The sequence below is a fragment of the Streptomyces sp. NBC_01481 genome, assembly GCF_026339995.1.
Lineage (GTDB): Bacteria > Actinomycetota > Actinomycetes > Streptomycetales > Streptomycetaceae > Streptomyces.
In genome coordinates, this window is record NZ_JAPEPT010000007.1 from 243,528 (window position 1) to 259,900 (window position 16,373).

The 16,373-nt window shown below is 70.4% G+C and carries 12 protein-coding genes; 3 read left to right on the forward strand and 9 right to left on the reverse strand.

Going from position 1 to position 16,373, the window contains the following annotated elements:
* Window positions 1–64 precede the first annotated feature (64 nt).
* On the forward strand, window positions 65–1,009 hold the full coding sequence (locus OOK40_RS33035) for a bifunctional riboflavin kinase/FAD synthetase (RefSeq protein WP_266488974.1): 945 nt from the start codon (window positions 65–67) through the stop codon (window positions 1,007–1,009).
* Window positions 1,010–1,402: 393 nt separating this feature from the next.
* Here OOK40_RS33035 and OOK40_RS33040 read toward each other — a convergent pair whose 3' ends face one another.
* The 9 genes from OOK40_RS33040 to eccE all read right to left on the reverse strand — a co-directional run bounded on the left by OOK40_RS33040 (window position 1,403) and on the right by eccE (window position 13,248).
* A complete protein-coding gene (locus OOK40_RS33040) occupies window positions 1,403–2,413 on the reverse strand; it encodes an ABC transporter ATP-binding protein (protein WP_266488975.1) in 1,011 nt (336 codons plus the stop codon).
* Complete coding sequence (locus OOK40_RS33045) at window positions 2,368–3,360, reverse strand: ABC transporter ATP-binding protein (protein WP_266488976.1); 993 nt, start codon at window positions 3,358–3,360, stop codon at window positions 2,368–2,370. The genes OOK40_RS33040 and OOK40_RS33045 overlap by 46 nt, the downstream gene beginning before the upstream one ends.
* Window positions 3,357–4,250, reverse strand: a complete 894-nt coding sequence (locus OOK40_RS33050) for an ABC transporter permease (RefSeq protein WP_266488978.1) — start codon at window positions 4,248–4,250, stop codon at window positions 3,357–3,359. Before OOK40_RS33050 ends, OOK40_RS33045 begins: the two co-directional genes overlap by 4 nt.
* Window positions 4,247–5,305 carry an ABC transporter permease gene (locus tag OOK40_RS33055; RefSeq protein WP_266488979.1) on the reverse strand — a complete coding sequence of 353 codons (1,059 nt, stop codon included), beginning with the start codon at window positions 5,303–5,305 and terminating at the stop codon, window positions 4,247–4,249. Before OOK40_RS33055 ends, OOK40_RS33050 begins: the two co-directional genes overlap by 4 nt.
* 3 nt (window positions 5,306–5,308) lie before the next feature.
* The gene (locus OOK40_RS33060; protein WP_266488982.1) at window positions 5,309–7,132 is read right to left on the reverse strand and encodes an ABC transporter substrate-binding protein; all 1,824 of its coding nucleotides are present in this window, start codon (window positions 7,130–7,132) and stop codon (window positions 5,309–5,311) included.
* 197 nt (window positions 7,133–7,329) lie between these two features.
* Window positions 7,330–10,272, reverse strand: coding sequence for an SCO5717 family growth-regulating ATPase (locus OOK40_RS33065; RefSeq protein WP_266488984.1), 2,943 nt, complete (start codon window positions 10,270–10,272; stop codon window positions 7,330–7,332).
* 555 nt (window positions 10,273–10,827) lie between these two features.
* Window positions 10,828–11,061 carry a DUF397 domain-containing protein gene (locus tag OOK40_RS33070; RefSeq protein ID WP_108152923.1) on the reverse strand — a complete coding sequence of 78 codons (234 nt, stop codon included), beginning with the start codon at window positions 11,059–11,061 and terminating at the stop codon, window positions 10,828–10,830.
* Window positions 11,062–11,197: 136 nt separating this feature from the next.
* Window positions 11,198–11,917 carry a hypothetical protein gene (locus OOK40_RS33075; protein ID WP_266488987.1) on the reverse strand — a complete coding sequence of 240 codons (720 nt, stop codon included), beginning with the start codon at window positions 11,915–11,917 and terminating at the stop codon, window positions 11,198–11,200.
* Window positions 11,914–13,248, reverse strand: coding sequence for a type VII secretion protein EccE (gene eccE / locus OOK40_RS33080; protein ID WP_266488989.1), 1,335 nt, complete (start codon window positions 13,246–13,248; stop codon window positions 11,914–11,916). The genes OOK40_RS33075 and eccE overlap by 4 nt, the downstream gene beginning before the upstream one ends.
* A 181-nt stretch (window positions 13,249–13,429) precedes the next feature.
* On the opposite strand from eccE, the gene eccB reads away from it, so the two are divergent.
* Entirely contained in the window at window positions 13,430–14,962 is a 1,533-nt protein-coding gene (gene eccB / locus OOK40_RS33085; RefSeq protein WP_266488990.1) for a type VII secretion protein EccB, read from the forward strand.
* 14 nt (window positions 14,963–14,976) lie between these two features.
* Window positions 14,977–16,215 (forward strand): type VII secretion-associated serine protease mycosin, encoded by a 1,239-nt coding sequence (mycP, locus tag OOK40_RS33090; protein ID WP_266488992.1) that lies wholly within the window; start codon window positions 14,977–14,979, stop codon window positions 16,213–16,215.
* Window positions 16,216–16,373: the final 158 nt, after the last annotated feature.

The window sequence follows — 16,373 nt, forward strand, 5'->3', positions numbered from 1 at the left end:
ATGGCAGTCTTAGACCTGCGTAATCGGCAATGACGTACACAGGTTCGGGCGAGGAGCGGTCACAGTGCAGCGCTGGCGTGGCTTGGAGGACATCCCCCAGGACTGGGGACGCAGCGTCGTCACCATCGGCTCCTACGACGGTGTGCACCGCGGACACCAGCTGATCATCGGCCGGGCCGTGGCCCGTGCCCGCGAGCTCGGCGTGCCCTCCGTCGTCGTGACCTTCGACCCGCACCCCAGCGAGGTCGTCCGCCCCGGCAGCCACCCGCCGCTGCTCGCACCGCACCACCGGCGGGCCGAGCTGATGGCCGAGCTGGGCGTCGACGCGGCCCTCATCCTTCCCTTCACGACCGAATTCTCGAAGCTGTCGCCCGCGGACTTCATCGTGAAGGTGCTCGTCGACAAGCTGCACGCGCGGGCGGTCATCGAAGGCCCGAACTTCCGCTTCGGCCACAAGGCGGCGGGGAACGTCGGCTTCCTCGCCGAGCTGGGCACGACGTACGACTACGAGGTCGAGGTCGTCGACCTCTACGTCAGCGGCGCGGCGGGGGGCGGCGAGCCGTTCTCCTCGACCCTGACCCGCCGCCTCATCGCCGAGGGCGACGTCGAGGGAGCGGCCGAGATCCTGGGCCGCCCGCACCGCGTCGAGGGCGTGGTGGTGCGGGGCGCGCAGCGCGGCCGCGAGCTGGGCTACCCGACGGCGAACGTGGAAACGCTGCCGCACACGGCGATCCCGGCGGACGGGGTGTACGCGGGCTGGCTGACGGCGGACGGCGAAAGGATGCCGGCGGCGATCTCGGTCGGCACGAACCCGCAGTTCGACGGTACGGAGCGGACGGTGGAGGCGTACGCGATCGACCGGGTGGGGCTGGATCTGTACGGGCTGCATGTGGCGGTGGACTTCCTGGCGTATGTGAGGGGCCAGGAGAAGTTCGACTCGATCGATGCGCTGCTGGACGCGATTGCGGCGGACGTAAAGAAGTGCCGCGAGCTGACGGGCGCGGCGTAGGTTCCTCTCGGTCCGCCCGGGCCCACCGCGGGGTGCGGGTCTCCGGGGCCGCCGGGCTGCGGCGCGAAGCTGCCGCCGGCGAGGCAGTGGGGGCGTCAGCCTCCACACCCCACCCGGGCCGGCACATGCGGGCTGCGGCGCGAAGCTGCCGCTTCGGGTGTGGGGCGTCAGCCCCAGGTAAACGTCCCCCGGGGGGCCTGGGGGCGAAGCCCCCAGTTTCGGGAAGGGGCGGGGTGGGGGACAACCCGCGCCCGCACCGCGAACGCCTGCACCCCACCCAAGCCCGCACCAGCAGCCCACGCGCCGCGTAGCGGTCGCACCGGGGCATCGGGGCGTCAGCCCTGCCGTCCCGTCAGGGTTTCGGGAAGGGGCGGGGTGGGGGACACAACCCCCTCACGCCCAGTGGCACGCCACCCCCGCCCCACTCCCCAGCACCCCCACCTCCCCCGTCCTGCACCTCTCCGCCACCCCCGCTCTCTCCGCTTCCCCCGACGCCAGCACCTGGCAGCGCGCGTGGAAGCGGCAGCCGGGCGGGATGCGGGACGGGTCGGGGGGTTCGCCCGTGAGGATGACCGGGGGGACGTCCGATTCCGGGAGGACCGAGAGCAGCGCCTTGGTGTAGGGGTGGCGGGGCGACGTCAGGACCTCCTCGACCGTGCCCGACTCCACGATCCGGCCCAGGTACATCACCGCCACCCGGTCCGCGATGTTCCACGCGAGACCGAGGTCGTGGGTCACCACGAGCGCGGACAGGCCCAGTTCGTCCCGCAGGCGCAGCAGGAGCGCGAGGATCTCGCCGCGTACGGACGCGTCCAGTGAGGCCACCGGCTCGTCCGCGACGATCAGTTCGGGCTGCAGGACCAGCGCGCCCGCGATGACGACGCGCTGGCGCTGGCCGCCGGAGAGCTCGTGCGGGTAGCGGAGGAAGAAACGTTCGGGGGGACGCAGGCCCGCGCGCGAAAGGGCCCGGGAGACCGCCGAGTGCTCGTCGCCCGTGTACCCGTGGATCCGCAGGCCCTCGGCCACCGCGTCGTACACCGTGTGCCGCGGGTTGAGCGAGCCGCTCGGGTCCTGGAGGACGAGCTGCACGCGCTTGCGGTACGCCTTGAGCGCGCGCGAGCCGTAGCCGAGCGGCACGCCGCCGAAGGTGACCCGCCCCGACGTCGGCGCCACGAGGCCGAGCAGCGAGCGCGCCAGCGTCGTCTTGCCGCAGCCGGACTCGCCGACCAGGGCCACGATTTCGCCCGCGCCGATGTCGAGGTCGACCCCGTCGACGGCACGGGCGGACGGGCCGCCGCGCCGCCCGGGGAAGGTGACATGCAGACCGGCGGCCGAGAGGAGGGGGGTGGGCAGGGAGGTCACAGTGCCTTCTCCGTCCGTACGGGCGCGCCCACATGCACGCATGCCGCCAAGTGCCCCTCGCCCGCCGCGACCAGGGTCTGGTCCTCGTGGGCGCAGGCGTCCACCGCTACCGGGCAGCGCGGGTGGAACGTACAACCGCCCGGCAGCGCGGAGGGATCGGGCGGATCGCCCGGCAGACCGCGTGGCGCCCGGCGGGAGGCGACGTCGCCGATGCGCGGGAAGGCAGCGGACAGGGCCCGCCCGTACGGGTGCGAGGCCGCGCCGTACACCGCCCGCGCCGGACCCTCCTCGACGATCCGGCCCGCGTACATCACTGCCAGCCGGTCGCAGGTGTCCGCGAGCACGGCCAGATCGTGGCTGATCATCAGCAGGCTGATGTCCTGCTCGGCGACCAGTTGCTCGATCAGCCGCAGGATCTGCGCCTGGATCATGACGTCGAGGGCGGTCGTCGGCTCGTCCGCCACGATCAGCCGCGGTTCGCAGGCGAGCGCCATCGCGATCATCACGCGCTGGCGCTGGCCGCCGGACAGTTCGTGCGGATACGCGTCCGCGCGGGCGACCGGCAGTCCGACCTGCGCCAGCAGTTCGCGGACCCGTCGCTTCGCCTCGGCCTGTGTGGTCTTGTGGTGCAGCACAATCGGCTCGGCGATCTGGTCGCCGATCCGGTGCACCGCGTTGAGCGAGTGCATCGCGCCCTGGAAGACGATCGACGCACCGGCCCAGCGCACGGCCCGCAGTCGCCCCCACTTCATGGTGAGGACGTCCTCCCCGTCGAGGAGGATCTCGCCGCTCAGGTGCGCGTAGGCGGGCAGCAGTCGCAGCAGCGCCAGTGCCACGGTGGACTTGCCGCAGCCGGACTCGCCCGCGATGCCCAGCTTCTGCCCGGCGGCCACGCTCAGATCGACACCGCGTACGGCGGGGACCGCCCCGGCACCCGAACCGTAGGTCACCTGAAGGTCTTTGACTTCGAGCAGGCGCTGCGCCGTCATCGAGCCACCCCCAGCTTCGGGTTGAGGACGGCCTCGATCGCCCGCCCGCACAGCGTGAACGCGAGCGCCACCAGCGCGATCGCGATCCCGGGCGGCGCCAGATACCACCAGTGGCCGGACGAGACCGCGCCCGCCTCCCGTGCGTCCTGGAGCATGCCGCCCCAGGAGACCACGGCCGGATCGCCGAGCCCGAGGAAGGCCAGCGTCGCCTCCGTAAGGATCGCGGTCGAGATGCCCAGCGTCGTCTGGGCGAGGACGAGCGGCATGACATTCGGCAGTACATGGCGGGTCATGACGTGGCTGTGGCCGCCGCCGAGTGCCCTGGCGCGTTCGATGTACGGACGTGATTCGACCGCGATCGTCTGCGCCCGCACCAGCCGGGCGGTGGTCGGCCAGCTGGTGACGCCGATCGCCAGGATCACCGTCCACACGCTCCGGGACATCACGGTCGCCAGGACGATCGCCAGCACCAGCGTCGGCATCACCAGGAACCAGTCCGTGATCCGCATGAGGGCCGTCGAGAACCAGCCGCCGTAATGCCCGGCGATGATGCCGACGAGGGTGCCGATGGCCACCGACAGGGAGGCCGCGAGCAGTCCGACGGTGAGGGAGATCCGCGCGCCCCACACCAGGAGCCCGAGCAGTGAGCGTCCGAACTGGTCGGTGCCGAGCGGGAATTGACTGCTCGGCGGCTCCATCGCGGTGCCGGGCGCGTTGGTCACGCTCTGCACGTCGCTGCCGACGAGCAGCGGCGCGGCGAGCGCGATCAGGGCGATGACGGCGAGCCCGCCGAGGCCGAAGAGCCCCGCCCGGTGGGTGCGGTACGCCTGCCAGAAGCGGGCCGCCGAATCGCGGCGCCGCGTCCACGTGAGAGCTGTGGCGGTCGTCATCGGCCCACCCGGGGATCGAGCAGCGGATAGAGCAGGTCGGCGAGCAGGTTCATCAGGATCATCGCCCCCGCGAAGACCACGAACAGGCCCTGGACGAGCGGCAGATCGGGCACGCTCAGCGCCTGGTAGAACAGCCCGCCGAGCCCCGGCCAGGAGAACACCGTCTCCACCAGGATCGAACCGGCCACCACATGGCCCAGGTTGATGAAGACCATGGTGACGGTGGGCAGCAGTGCGTTGGGCACCGCATGCCTGCGGCGTACTGCGTCGTCCCGCAGCCCCTTTGCCCGCGCCGTCGTCAGATAGTCGCTGCCCATCTCGTCCAGCAGCGAGGAGCGCATCACCAGCAGCGTCTGCGCGTATCCGACCGCGACCAGGGTGATCACCGGCAGCACCATGTGGTGGGCCACGTCGGCGGCGTACGCGAAACCGGTCGCGTCTCCCGACTCCATGCCGCCGGTCGGGAACAGACCGGGGATCGGGCCCACCCCCACCGAGAAGGTGATGATCAGGAGCAGCCCGAGCCAGAAGGACGGAACGGACCACAGGGTCAGCGCCACCCCCGTGTTGAGCCGGTCGCCGGTGCTGCCGTGACGCCAGGCCGAGCGGGTGCCGAGCCAGAGCCCGATCGCCGAGTAGATCACCACGGCGACACCGGTGAGCAGGAGCGTCGCGGGCAGCTTCTGTGTGATCAGCTCCCCGACGGGCGCGTGGAACTGGTACGACCTGCCGAGATCGCCGGTCAGCGCCTTGCCGCAGTAGTCCGTGAACTGCTGCCACACCGGCTGGTCGAGGCCGAACTGGCGGCGCAGCGCGGCCAGTTGCTCGGCAGACGTCGGCGCGCCGTGCGTCATGGCCTTCACCGGGTCGCCGGGGATGATCCGGAAGAGGAAGAAGCTGGTGACGAGGACGGCGAGCAGCGAGACGGCCGCGCCGCCCAGCTTGCCCGCCACATAGCGGATGTACGCGCGGGTGCTGCCGCTCGCGGCACGGGCCTCGGGGGCCCGGGCCACGGCGGCAGTGCCGGTCGTGCCGGTCGTACTCGTGGTGGTCATCGGCTACTCACGGTCTTCCGCGGTGGAACGGCGACGCATCACGACGAGGAACCCAACTCCGGCGGCGAGGACCACGACCGCTCCGATGCCGATCACGATGCCGGTGGAGGAGCCGCTGCCGGAGCCGCCGTCACCGGCGGCCGGCTCGGCCGACCACCAGCTCCAGTAACCGTCCTGGCCCCAGAGATTGCCCCCGGCCTCCGGCATCGTCGTGATGGATTTGATCTGGTCGGTCCGGTACGCCTCGACGGCGTTCGGATACGCGAGGACATTCATGTAGCCCGTGTCGTACAGCCGCGACTGCATCTGCTTGACCAGCGCGGTCCGCTTGGCGGTGTCGTACTCCGCGGTCTGCTGCGCGTACAGCCCGTCGAACTGCTGGTCGCAGATGAAGTTGTCCGTCGCACCGGTGTCCCTGGTCGTGGCCGGAAGCGCGGAGCACGTGTGGATGGACAGGACGAAGTCCGGGTCCGGGTTGACCGACCAGCCGTCGAAGGCCAGATCGTAATCGCCCTTGATCCAGGGGTCGGAGACATTGTCCAGACAGTCGACCTTGAGCCCGACGCCGAGCTCGCCCCACCACTCCTGCAGATACTTGCCGACCGCCTTGTCGTTGGGGTCGGTGGCGTGGCAGAGAATGCGCAGGTCGAGCGGCTTGCCGTCCTTGCCGACGCGCTTGCCGCCGCCGTTCTTCCGGTAGCCCGCCCGATCGAGGAGCGCTGCCGCCTTCGCCGGGTCGTAGGTGATCTTCTGGCTCGCTTCAGGCTTCCAGAAGTACGCGCCGAAACGCGGCGGGATATAGCCCTCGCCCTCCACGGCATGGCCCTGGAAGACCTTGTCGACGAGCGTCCTGCGGTCGGTGGCATGGAACAGGGCCTTGCGCACGGCCGGTTCGAGCAGTGCCTTGTGGCCGCTGCCGAAGGTCTTGCCGTCCTTGGACCTGGCTCCCGGGTTGGTCGCGAGGGCGAAGAAGCGGCGGCCCGGAGCGTCGTTGACCTTGATGTTCCTGTTGCGGCCCAGGGCGGTGGCCTGGGCGGGGGTGAGGCCCTGGACGAACGAGACCTCGCCCTTCTGCAGCGCGGCGACGGCCGCGTCACCGTCCTTGTAGTACTTGAGCACCAGCTCGTCGAACTTGGGCGCGCCGCGCCAGAAGTCCTTGTTGGGCTTGAGCTTGACGAACTGGTCGACCTTGAAGTCCGTGATGACGAAGGGGCCGTTGCCGACGATCGGGAACTGCTTGTCGTTGTTGAACTTCGAGAAGTCGCCGACCTTCTCCCAGATGTGCTTGGGCACGATCGGGACATCCAGCGCCAGCATGGTGGCCTGCGGCTTCTTCAGCTCGATGACCAGGGTCTCGGGGTCCGGAGCGGTGACCTTCCTGAAGTTGGCGGTGAAGCTCCCGTTGGCGGTGGCGGCGTCCGGGTCCGTCATCATCTTGTTGAAGGTCCATGCGGCGTCCTCGGCGGTCGCCTGCTGTCCGTCGGACCACGTGGAGTCCTTGCGGATGGTGTACGTCCACGTCAGCTTGTCCGGGGACGTCTTCCACTCCGTGGCGAGACCGGGGATCGGGTGCGCGTCCTTGACGTCGTAGTTCGTCAGGTACTCGTACGCCAGCCGGTGGACGCTGGTGCTGACCAGCTTCTGCGCGAGGAACGGGCTGAGCGAGTCCACGCTCTGCGAGACGGCGACGGTGAGGACCTTCTTGCCACCGTCGTTCTTGCCGCCGTCGTCGGCGGCCCCGGCTGGAGGGGTCGCCGAACCGGCCAGCAGTATGGCGGCGCCGGAGGCCAGCAGCAGTCGGATGCGGGGTGCATTCTTATGGACCATGAGACGGGGACCTCGCGTCGTCACTCGCTCGGAAAGGCGGCTTGATGCCTGGCTCGCCAGCTGGTGAAGCGAAGGTTTATCAGCGGTGGCCGAGTCGAGTCAACGGTCCGTCAGATGTCGTCTGGGCTGCGGGAATGCGCTGAGGGCCCGCACCGTCGGGACGGTACGGGCCCTCATTGGTCGAGACCTCTGCTGCGCTACTGCTGAGGGGCTGGCGGTGCCTGCGGAGGCTGCTGCTGAGGCCATCCGGCGGGCGGCACGGGCCCCTGAAGATCCTGCTGTCCAGGACCACCCGACTGGCCCTGCTGACCGGGCTGTCCGGGGTGCCCGGGCTGTCCGGGTGGCGGTCCGGACGGGCTCGCGGGGGACTGGGCCTGGGAGGGGTACGACTGCTGCCAGCCCTGCGGCGGGTAGGGCTGCTGGGGCGGCTGCTGGCCCGGGTACGGCTGCGGCGGCTGAGCCTGCGGGTAGGGACCCTGCGGGTAGGGCTGCTGGCCTCCGTACGGCGGCTGCGGTTGCGGCTGGTGGGGCTGGGGCTGGTGAGGCAGCGGCTGGTGGGGCTGCTGAGGGGGGTACGGCTGTCCGGGCATCGGCTGGCCCGGTACCTGCTGCTGACCAGGCATCGGCGGGGCCAGGTGCGGCGGCGGGTTGCCGTCCGCCGTCCACAGCCCTTGCTGCTGCTGGGCGCGTACGAAGTCCTCGGCGATCAGGGCCGAGAGGTTGAAGTACGCCTCACGGGTCTTGGGCCGCATCATGTCGAGGTCGACCTCGGCACCGGCCGCGAGGTGCTCGTCGAAGGGCACGACGATCACACCGCGGCAGCGCGTCTGGAAGTGCTGCACGATGTCGTCGACCTTGATCGTCTTGCCCGTCTCGCGGACTCCGGAGATGACCGTGAGGGACCGCTGCACCAGGTCCGCATACCCGTGCGCCGACAGCCAGTCGAGCGTCGTCGACGCACTGCTCGCACCGTCCACGGACGGCGTCGAGATGATGATCAACTGGTCGGCCAGATCCAGCACTCCGCGCATCGCGCTGTAGAGCAGACCGGTGCCTGAGTCGGTGAGGATGATCGGGTACTGCTTGCCCAGCACGTCGATCGCGCGCCGGTAGTCCTCGTCGTTGAAGGTCGTCGAGACGGCCGGGTCCACGTCGTTGGCGATGATCTCCAGACCGGAGGGCGCCTGCGAGGTGAACCGGCGGATGTCCATGTACGAGTTGAGATACGGGATCGCCTGGACCAGATCCCGGATGGTCGCCCCGGTCTCACGGCGCACGCGACGGCCGAGCGTACCGGCGTCGGGGTTGGCGTCGATCGCCAGGATCTTGTCCTGCCGCTCGGTGGCCAGCGTCGAGCCCAGTGCGGTCGTCGTCGTGGTCTTGCCGACACCGCCCTTGAGGCTGATGACCGCGATCCGGTAGCAGGACAGCACCGGCGTACGGATGAGTTCGAGCTTGCGCTGGCGCTCGGCCTCCTCCTTCTTGCCGCCGATCTTGAACCGGGCGGAGGGGCCGGGGTTACGGCTGCTCTTGGCCTTCTGCTTGTTGTTGCGCAGGAGGCGGTCGGAGGACAGCTCGACGGCCGCGGTGTACCCGAGAGGCGCACCCGGCACGGAACGCTCGCGCTGGTCGTGCGTGACCGGCGTGGGCCAGGCGGCACCGGCACGCGGATCGGAGGGCCCGACCGGCGGCTGGGGCTGGGGCTGGCCCTGGGGGTGAGGCTGGGGCTGCGCCTGTGGGTGGGACTGCGGGTGGGCCTGCTGCGCGGGGAGATGGGGCGTCGCGGGCGCGGGCAGATTCGGCGTCTGCGGCGCTTGGGGCATCTGGGGCGCCTGCGGCATTTGGGGCGGCAGCGGTACGGGCGCGTTCGCGCCGGGCTGCTGGCCGGGCTGCGGGAACCCGTAACCGCCCTGTGGGCCCTGGGTGTTGGGGCCGGGAACGGCGGGCGGCAGCGGCGCGGCAGGCGCGGGCTGTGCGGGCTGCCCGGGCTGCGGGAAGCCGTAACCGCTCTGCTGCGCGGGCTGCTGGCCGGGCTGGGGGAAGCCGTAACCACTCTGCGGGGCTGCGGGCTGTCCTGCCTGGCCTGGCTGTCCCGCCTGGCTCGGCTGTCCGGGCTGGGGGAAGCCATAGCCGCCCTGCGGAGCCGCGGACTGCTCGGCGGTCTGCGGAGACACGGGCCACTGCGGCGCCGAGGTCGGCGCGGCCGGCTGGAAGGCGGGCGGCAGGGGCAGCGGCGGCTCGCCGCCCTGCATCTGCGCGGGCGGCACGGGCGCCCAGGGCTGGGCGGGCGCAGGGGCGGGTGGTGCGTCCTGGGGCTCGTCGGCCACGTCGGGCACGGAGTCCTGCGGTACGGCGTCTCGCGGCACGGAGTCCTGCGGCACGGAGTCGGCCGGCTCCTCGGCCGCACCCTCAGAGGCGTCTTCGTCACGGGGCTCGTCGGCCTCGGCCTCGTCGCCACCGTCGACGACTTCCTCGGCCGGCGCCTCTTCCGCCTCCGCATCTGCGACCGTATCCGTGGCCACGACGGGTCCGCCCGCGGCGTCCGCCTCAGGCTCGCCGGAAACCTCCGCGGCGCTCTCCGGGGCCGGTTCGGGAGCGGCCTCGGCCTCCTTGGCCGCGGCCCGCTCCTCCATTTCACGCTTCAGAGCGGCCGGGGAGAACCGCATGGTCGCCCCGTTCTCCAGATCGCCGCCACCGAAGGGCTGCGGCGCGGGCTCGGGGGCCGCCTCGGCGACGGGAGCCGGAGCGGGAGCCGCGGGAGGCGTCTGCTGCACGGGAAGTACGGGCGCAGGCGCAGGAGCAGGTGCCTGCTGTACGGGCGCGGGCGCGGGCGCCTGCGTTGGGGCGGGTGCGGCTGCCGGGACCTGCGCCGGGGGAGGCGTAGGCGTCGGCGCCCAGTTCGGCTCGAAGCCACTGCCCGCCGGCAGTCCGGGCACGGCCACCGGCGCACCGTTCGGCGGCGGGGGAGGGGGCGTCTGCCCCGCGCCCCCGCCCGACGTGTCACCCGCGTTCTGCGTGTACCAGGCCGGCGGGGTGTAGTCGATGGTGAACTCACCCGTCAGCTCGGCGGGCTCCGCGTCGGACTGATCATCGACGGGAATGTTCCAGCCCCCGTGGATCTCGTCCCGATCGCCGTTCACTTTGCCTCCTGGTGTGGTCGAGCACCCTTGTGCCGTCGTGGGTGGGGGGCGACCTCTTCGTCCGATCGGCCCGGCTCTCCCCCTGAGGACGCGGCCACCATGCCCGCAGGTTCTCCTGCCGCGTCATGTCCCACCCTAATCGTCAACAACGCCCGACCGGCAGGCCCGGCCGCCCGTCGTCCACTGTCCCGTACGTCACGCCGCGCCCCCAAGTGAGCCGGGTGCGGCGGAGGGCAAGGAAGCCGACAGGTCAAATCGGTACAACTGCCCACGGACTTCCGGCCGTCGTGCCCTCGTCAGTCCATCCGCCGGGCGCTGCCCAACAATCCGGTCTCGGCGTCCGTCGCCTGCGTCATGACGAACTGCCGGTCCCGCGGGGTGCACCAGAGTGTGACGCCGTCAGCGAGGGTGGACAGCGCCTCTGTCCCGCACCACGACCATCGGCCGGCCGAGGCACCCGCGGCCCCCCGCCCGCATTACGCAGCGAGAGGCGTGGGACGCAGCGAAATGTGTGGCTGTCCGCCACCGGGAACGCTTTCCCGTCCGCCCTGCGTCTCAGCGCAGGTCGAATTCCCCGTCGCGTGCCCCTAGCACGAACGCCCTCCACTCGGCTTCGGTGTACCGGAGCACGGTCTCGGGATCCAGAGACGATCGCATGGCGACCGCGCCGCCCGGCAGATGCGCGATCTCCACGCGCTCCTCGTCCTCACTCGTGCCGGGGGCGCTGAGCCACTCGACGCCAGAGATGTCGAGGGCGTACAGCTCTTCCTTCTCCTGTGCGCTCCCCATCAGTGATGCTCTCCTTCGTAACTGCCGAGATGGATGTACCTGCCCCATGCGCCAAGAAACGTCGCGTAGTTGGATGCAACTCAGCGTCACTACGGGCAATCTTAGGGCAGCTCTTTCCCGGCCGACGGCGGGAAACTCAGTCCATCCGCCGGGCCACACCCAGCAGGCCCGACTCGGCATCCGTGGCAGTCGTCATCACCCAGTGCCGCTCACGTCCGGCGCACCAGAGAGTCACGCCGTCCGCGAGGGTCGGCAGGGCATCGATCTCGCCCCGGGTGAGCCCCAGGATCCGGCCCGTCTGCTTCGCCTCCTGCGGCGAGACCCGCTGGATACCCACCAGCGTGGAGTCCCGCATCAACCGGGGTGCAACCGGGCTCAGATACGGCAGCAGCGTCAGCACCGACTGCCATGGCGACGACACCACGCGCCCCCGTGGCGGCCGCATGCCGCAGTCCCGGATCACCACGACCGGACTGCCCACCGTCGCGCCCATCGGCGGAACCCGCCCCACATCATGGAGCGTGATGCATTCCAGACCCGCGCCGGCGGCCTGCGCCAGCAGGGTCCACGCCTGGGCGCGCCCCGTTTCGACCGCGACCCGTGCGCCCGTGCCCGCCGCGCGCAGCGCCAGCACCTGAGCCGTCCACAGACCGCCGATCAGCAGTACGTCGTACGGTGACGAACGGTGGAACCCCACCATCTGGGGGCGCCCCTCCGCGTCGTCGCCGATGACCACACCGTCGTCCCCGACGGGCAGCGACAGCGCGCCCAGATCGGCCGCGGCCATCGTGTGCCCCGCGTGCCGGGGGCCGAGGAGCCCCCGCAGCCCACGCGCCGCTCCGGTTCCGGTCGTCATCGCGCACCTCCCAGGGGCAGCGTCGCCAGCACGCCGGGCAGCTGCTCGCGATCCAGTCGTACGAGACCGACCTTCGCCGATCGTGCGGCCTGCTCCAACGCCCGCCGCACCCCGACCAGTTCGGTGTCGGAGCCGCCGGTGATGCGGACATGGCCGCCCACGGTCATCGACCCCTGGTGTGTGCCACGGCGCAGCGTGAGGCTGAAGGTGGTCGCGTAGGCCGGTGCCGAGGTGAGCAACGACACCAGCTTGGGGAGCGGAGACGCTCCACGTCCCAACTCGGGCCAGCGGCCCACCGCGTATGTGGTGTGCCAGCGATCGTCGCAGCGCCAGACGCGCGGGGTCTCGGCGGTGCGACGCTGGGGCGCGGCGTCCGGCCGGCTCGCCCGCGCGGCCAGCCTGGGGCTGGCGCAGGCCGAAGTCGCCACTGTGGTGTTCAGGTCCTCCTGGTCCAGTACCACGGCCCGGAATCCGGCACCCGTGACCCGGCTTGCCACATGGTCGGCCACGCGCACCAGGCAGCGCTGGGCGCCTTCGATCCCGCCGCCACGTGCCTCGACGGCCTCCCGGCAGAGCTCCGGGTCCAGCTTCACCGCCACCCAGGTCATCCTCAGCGCCGGCGCCCCGGTCCGCTCCTGCAGCGGCGCGTAGGAGAGTCGCGCAACCGACTGCTGGGGCAGATGCGGCGCGGGCGCCGAACGCACCTGCTGAACCAACTGCACCGACTCCACCACGATGTCGTCCACTTCGAGGGCGCCGCCCAGGAGGGACAGCGGGAGCGCCCGGGCACCGAACGCAGGGCGCAGGGCGTCACCGCTCGCCTCGACCCTCACCACCGCGGTCAGGAAGGTGCCGTCACCGAGCATCCCCACCGTGCGCCGATCCCGGTCGACGTAGGTGAACGGCCGGAATCCCGGCACGCTTTCAACGACCGGAGCCAGCGACGGGTCCACTTCCCCCGCGGCCAGTCCGGCGGCACGCCTGCGCGCGCGGAGGGCCAGCGCTGTCGACAGCCAGTCCTGCACGGCATGGCCGCGGCGGCGTATCACGGCGACCAGAACCAGCACGGACGAGACGGCAACGGTGGGGACCATCCAGAGCCCGCCCAGGGCGACTCCGACCGCCGTCAGCGCAAGTGCCGCCTCGATGAGCACCAGTTGTCGCAACTGGAAAGGACCGACACGATTGGTTCGGGAAAGAGGCCGCAGAGTCGTCGTCGGGGGTATGTGCTGCGGCCTCGAAGTTCCCCGCTCGTTGCTTCGTTGCCGTCGGGAAGTGTCAGGGGCCCGTTCGGTAGTCCGCCCATTTCGCGCGCGCGTCGCCGTACCCATCGCCGCGTTGCCCCCTCGTGTCCGTAATTACCAAATTCCCATGGGCGTTGACCGGGCGATCACCCTACCTGAGCAGTGAGACGGAAGCGCCAGCAGGCATAGTAGGGGGCTGGTACGACGGCGGCCCTGCTCGGTGAGTATGGGAACCTGGTCGCCCGGCGGGGAGAGGGACAGCGGACAGATGGCATCACGACGGGACGAACTCAACGCCTACACCTTCGCGAAGCGAAGGCTGATTGCGCAGTTCGTACAGCCGAACTCGACCGGTTCGGAAGAAGGTGCGCCGCGCCCGCTGCGTGCGGTGATGCCCGGAGCGATCGTCGGAGTGGTGATCCTCGCCGTCTTCGGGGCGTGGGGCATGTTCAAACCGGTAGCACCCAAGGGGTGGGACAAACCGAAAGAGAACGTGATCATTGCCAGCAAGTCCACCACGCGCTATGTGGTGTTGGAGACCAATGGCAAGCGGCAGCTCCACCCCGTTCTGAACATGGCGTCCGCCAAACTCCTCCTCGACCCGGACAAGGGCAAGGTCATCAACGTCTCCGAGTCGGTACTCGACAACGGGAAGATCCCGCACGGAGCAACCCTCGGCATTCCCTATGCCCCTGACCGGCTGCCCGACGCCGGGGAAGCCGGCGGAACCAAGCGCTGGGCGGTCTGTGAGCGCCCGGGCGAGGGCGGCAGGGCCATTCAGAAGGCGGCATTCGTCCTCGCCGAACGCGAGTACAAGAAGACCGAAGGTGCAAACCGTCTGACTGGCGGTGAACTGCTGTACGTGGAGGGGCCCGCGCCCGACCAGACCCGCTATGTCGTCGACGCCGAGGGCAAGGCGTATGCCGTGGCGAAGGACGAACTGCTGCTGCGCCAGTTGGTGGGGCAGGGCCGTGCACCTCAGCGGGTGTCGGCCGCCTGGCTGGACACCCTGCACAAGGGCGACCCCATCAAGTTCCCGAAGGTGACCGGCACTGTCGGCACTGACGCCAACGTGCCCGGTGACCTGGAGCCCGAGTTCAACAAGGTGGGCATGGTCCTCATGGCGACCGACGGGACAAAGAACCAGCAGTACGTGGTCCTGCCCGGCCGAGTCGCCCCCGTCTCGGACTTCACCGCGAAGCTGCTGCTCAACAGCAAGGACTCGATCCAGCTCGGCCAGGCCGGCCGGGCGAAGTCCGTCAGCGCCGCCACCTTCCAGCCGGGCGAGGCCTTCGGGCAGAACAACGACTGGCCGGAGCAAGCCCCGAAGCCCGTCAACTCGCCGACGATTGCCGACGGCAGCCGCAACACCGTGTGCAACGTTCTGCGCAAGGTGGACAGTGCCAACGGCGCCACCACGCTCAGCACCTGGGCCGGCACCGACTTCCCGGCGATCCTGCCGACCGGTTCGAGCAGCGCCTACGTCACTCCCGGATCGGGCCTGCTGTTCCGGCAGTTCAAGGGGTCCACGACCGGCTCGGGCTTCCTCTTCCTGGTCACCGACACGGGACTGCGGTACGCGATGCAGTCCAACGGAGACACGGCGACCGGCGATTCCGGTATCGGCTCCTCCGGCTCGGCGAAGGAGAAGGAGGCGCGGCAGCAAGAGGCCCAGCAGGCCCAGAACCGGCTCGGCTACAAGAGCGTCGATCCGGTGCCGGTTCCCGCAGCGTGGTCCTCGTTCCTGCCGACCGGACCGCGTCTGTCGACCGGAGCCGCCATCCAGCCCCAGGGTTCGTGAGGGCGGTGGCAGACATGACTCACACGTACCGCCGGCTCCTCACCGCTGCGGCCGCCACCGCGATCACCTTCATCGGCCTGCCGGTTACCCCGGCGGCCGCCGACTCGGGCACCCAGTGCACCTTCCCCGGGAAGATGTACGAGGGCCGCCCGTGGGCGCTGCAGCGGGTCATGCTGGACGAGCTGTGGAAGCAGTCCACCGGCAAGGGAGTACGGGTCGCGGTCATCGACACCGGCGTCGACGACAAGAACCCGCAGCTGAGCCGTGCGGTGGACGTCAAGAGTGGCCTGAACCTGCTCCCCGAGAAGGACGAGAAGGGCAACAAGATCGAGCGGGGCAAGGCGGACGGCACCACGGACACGGTGGGCCACGGCACCAAGATCGCCGGCATCATCGCGGCCCGCCCCGCGAAGGGCACCGGATTCGTCGGCCTCGCTCCGGACGCCACGATCATTCCCATCAAGCAGAACGACGCCGAGGGCCATGGCACCGCCAAGACCCTCGCCCAGGCGATCGACCATGCGGTCCGGGCCCGCGCCGACGTCATCAACATCTCCCAGGACACGGCCAACGCCGTGGAGCCCACCCTTCTGCTGAAGCAGGCGGTCGACAGGGCCCTGGCCAAGGAGATCGTGGTCGTCGCCTCCGCGGGCAACGACGGCCTGGGCGGCAATGTGAAGAAGACCTACCCGGCCTCGTACGCCGGCGTTCTGGCCGTGGCCGCGTCCGACCGCAACAACGAACGCGCGTACTTCTCCCAGTCGGGCGAGTTCGTCGGCATCGCGGCCCCCGGTGTGGACATGGTCACCACCGTCCCCGGGGGCGGCCACTGCGCCGACAACGGCACCAGCTTCTCGGCGCCGTATGTCGCGGGGATCGCCGCACTCGTCAAGAGCAAGCACAACAAGTGGACACAGAAGCAGATCGTCGCCCAGCTCCAGCAGACAGCCGAACGCTCGACCGCGGGCCACGACCGCCTCGTCGGATGGGGCGTCGTCGACCCGGTGCGCGCCCTGACCGAGGACGACAAGCCCATCGACCAACCGGTCGCCCATGAGGGCGTAACCAGAGGCGAGGCACCGACCCCGGCCGAACTGCACCTCGGTGAGACGGCGGATGAACGCAACGCTCGCCTCGCGACGTATGTGGTGGTGGGCGGAGGCGTCCTGGTCGCGGCAATCGCGGGTGGCGCGGTGGCACTTCGTGACGCGCGACGGCGTACGAGGCGGATCACTGGGGAGGCGCGCGGCTGAGTGATCGACAGCAAGAGATCGGACCTGACGGGGAACGTTGCAACCGCATAGGCCTCTGGGGACGTCACACCTGGTGGCCGGGCGAAGTCGCGTGACGGATAAGACACTTGGGGCTGTCATACCCAGTGGCTAGACTGGTATTTGCGCGATCAGTGATG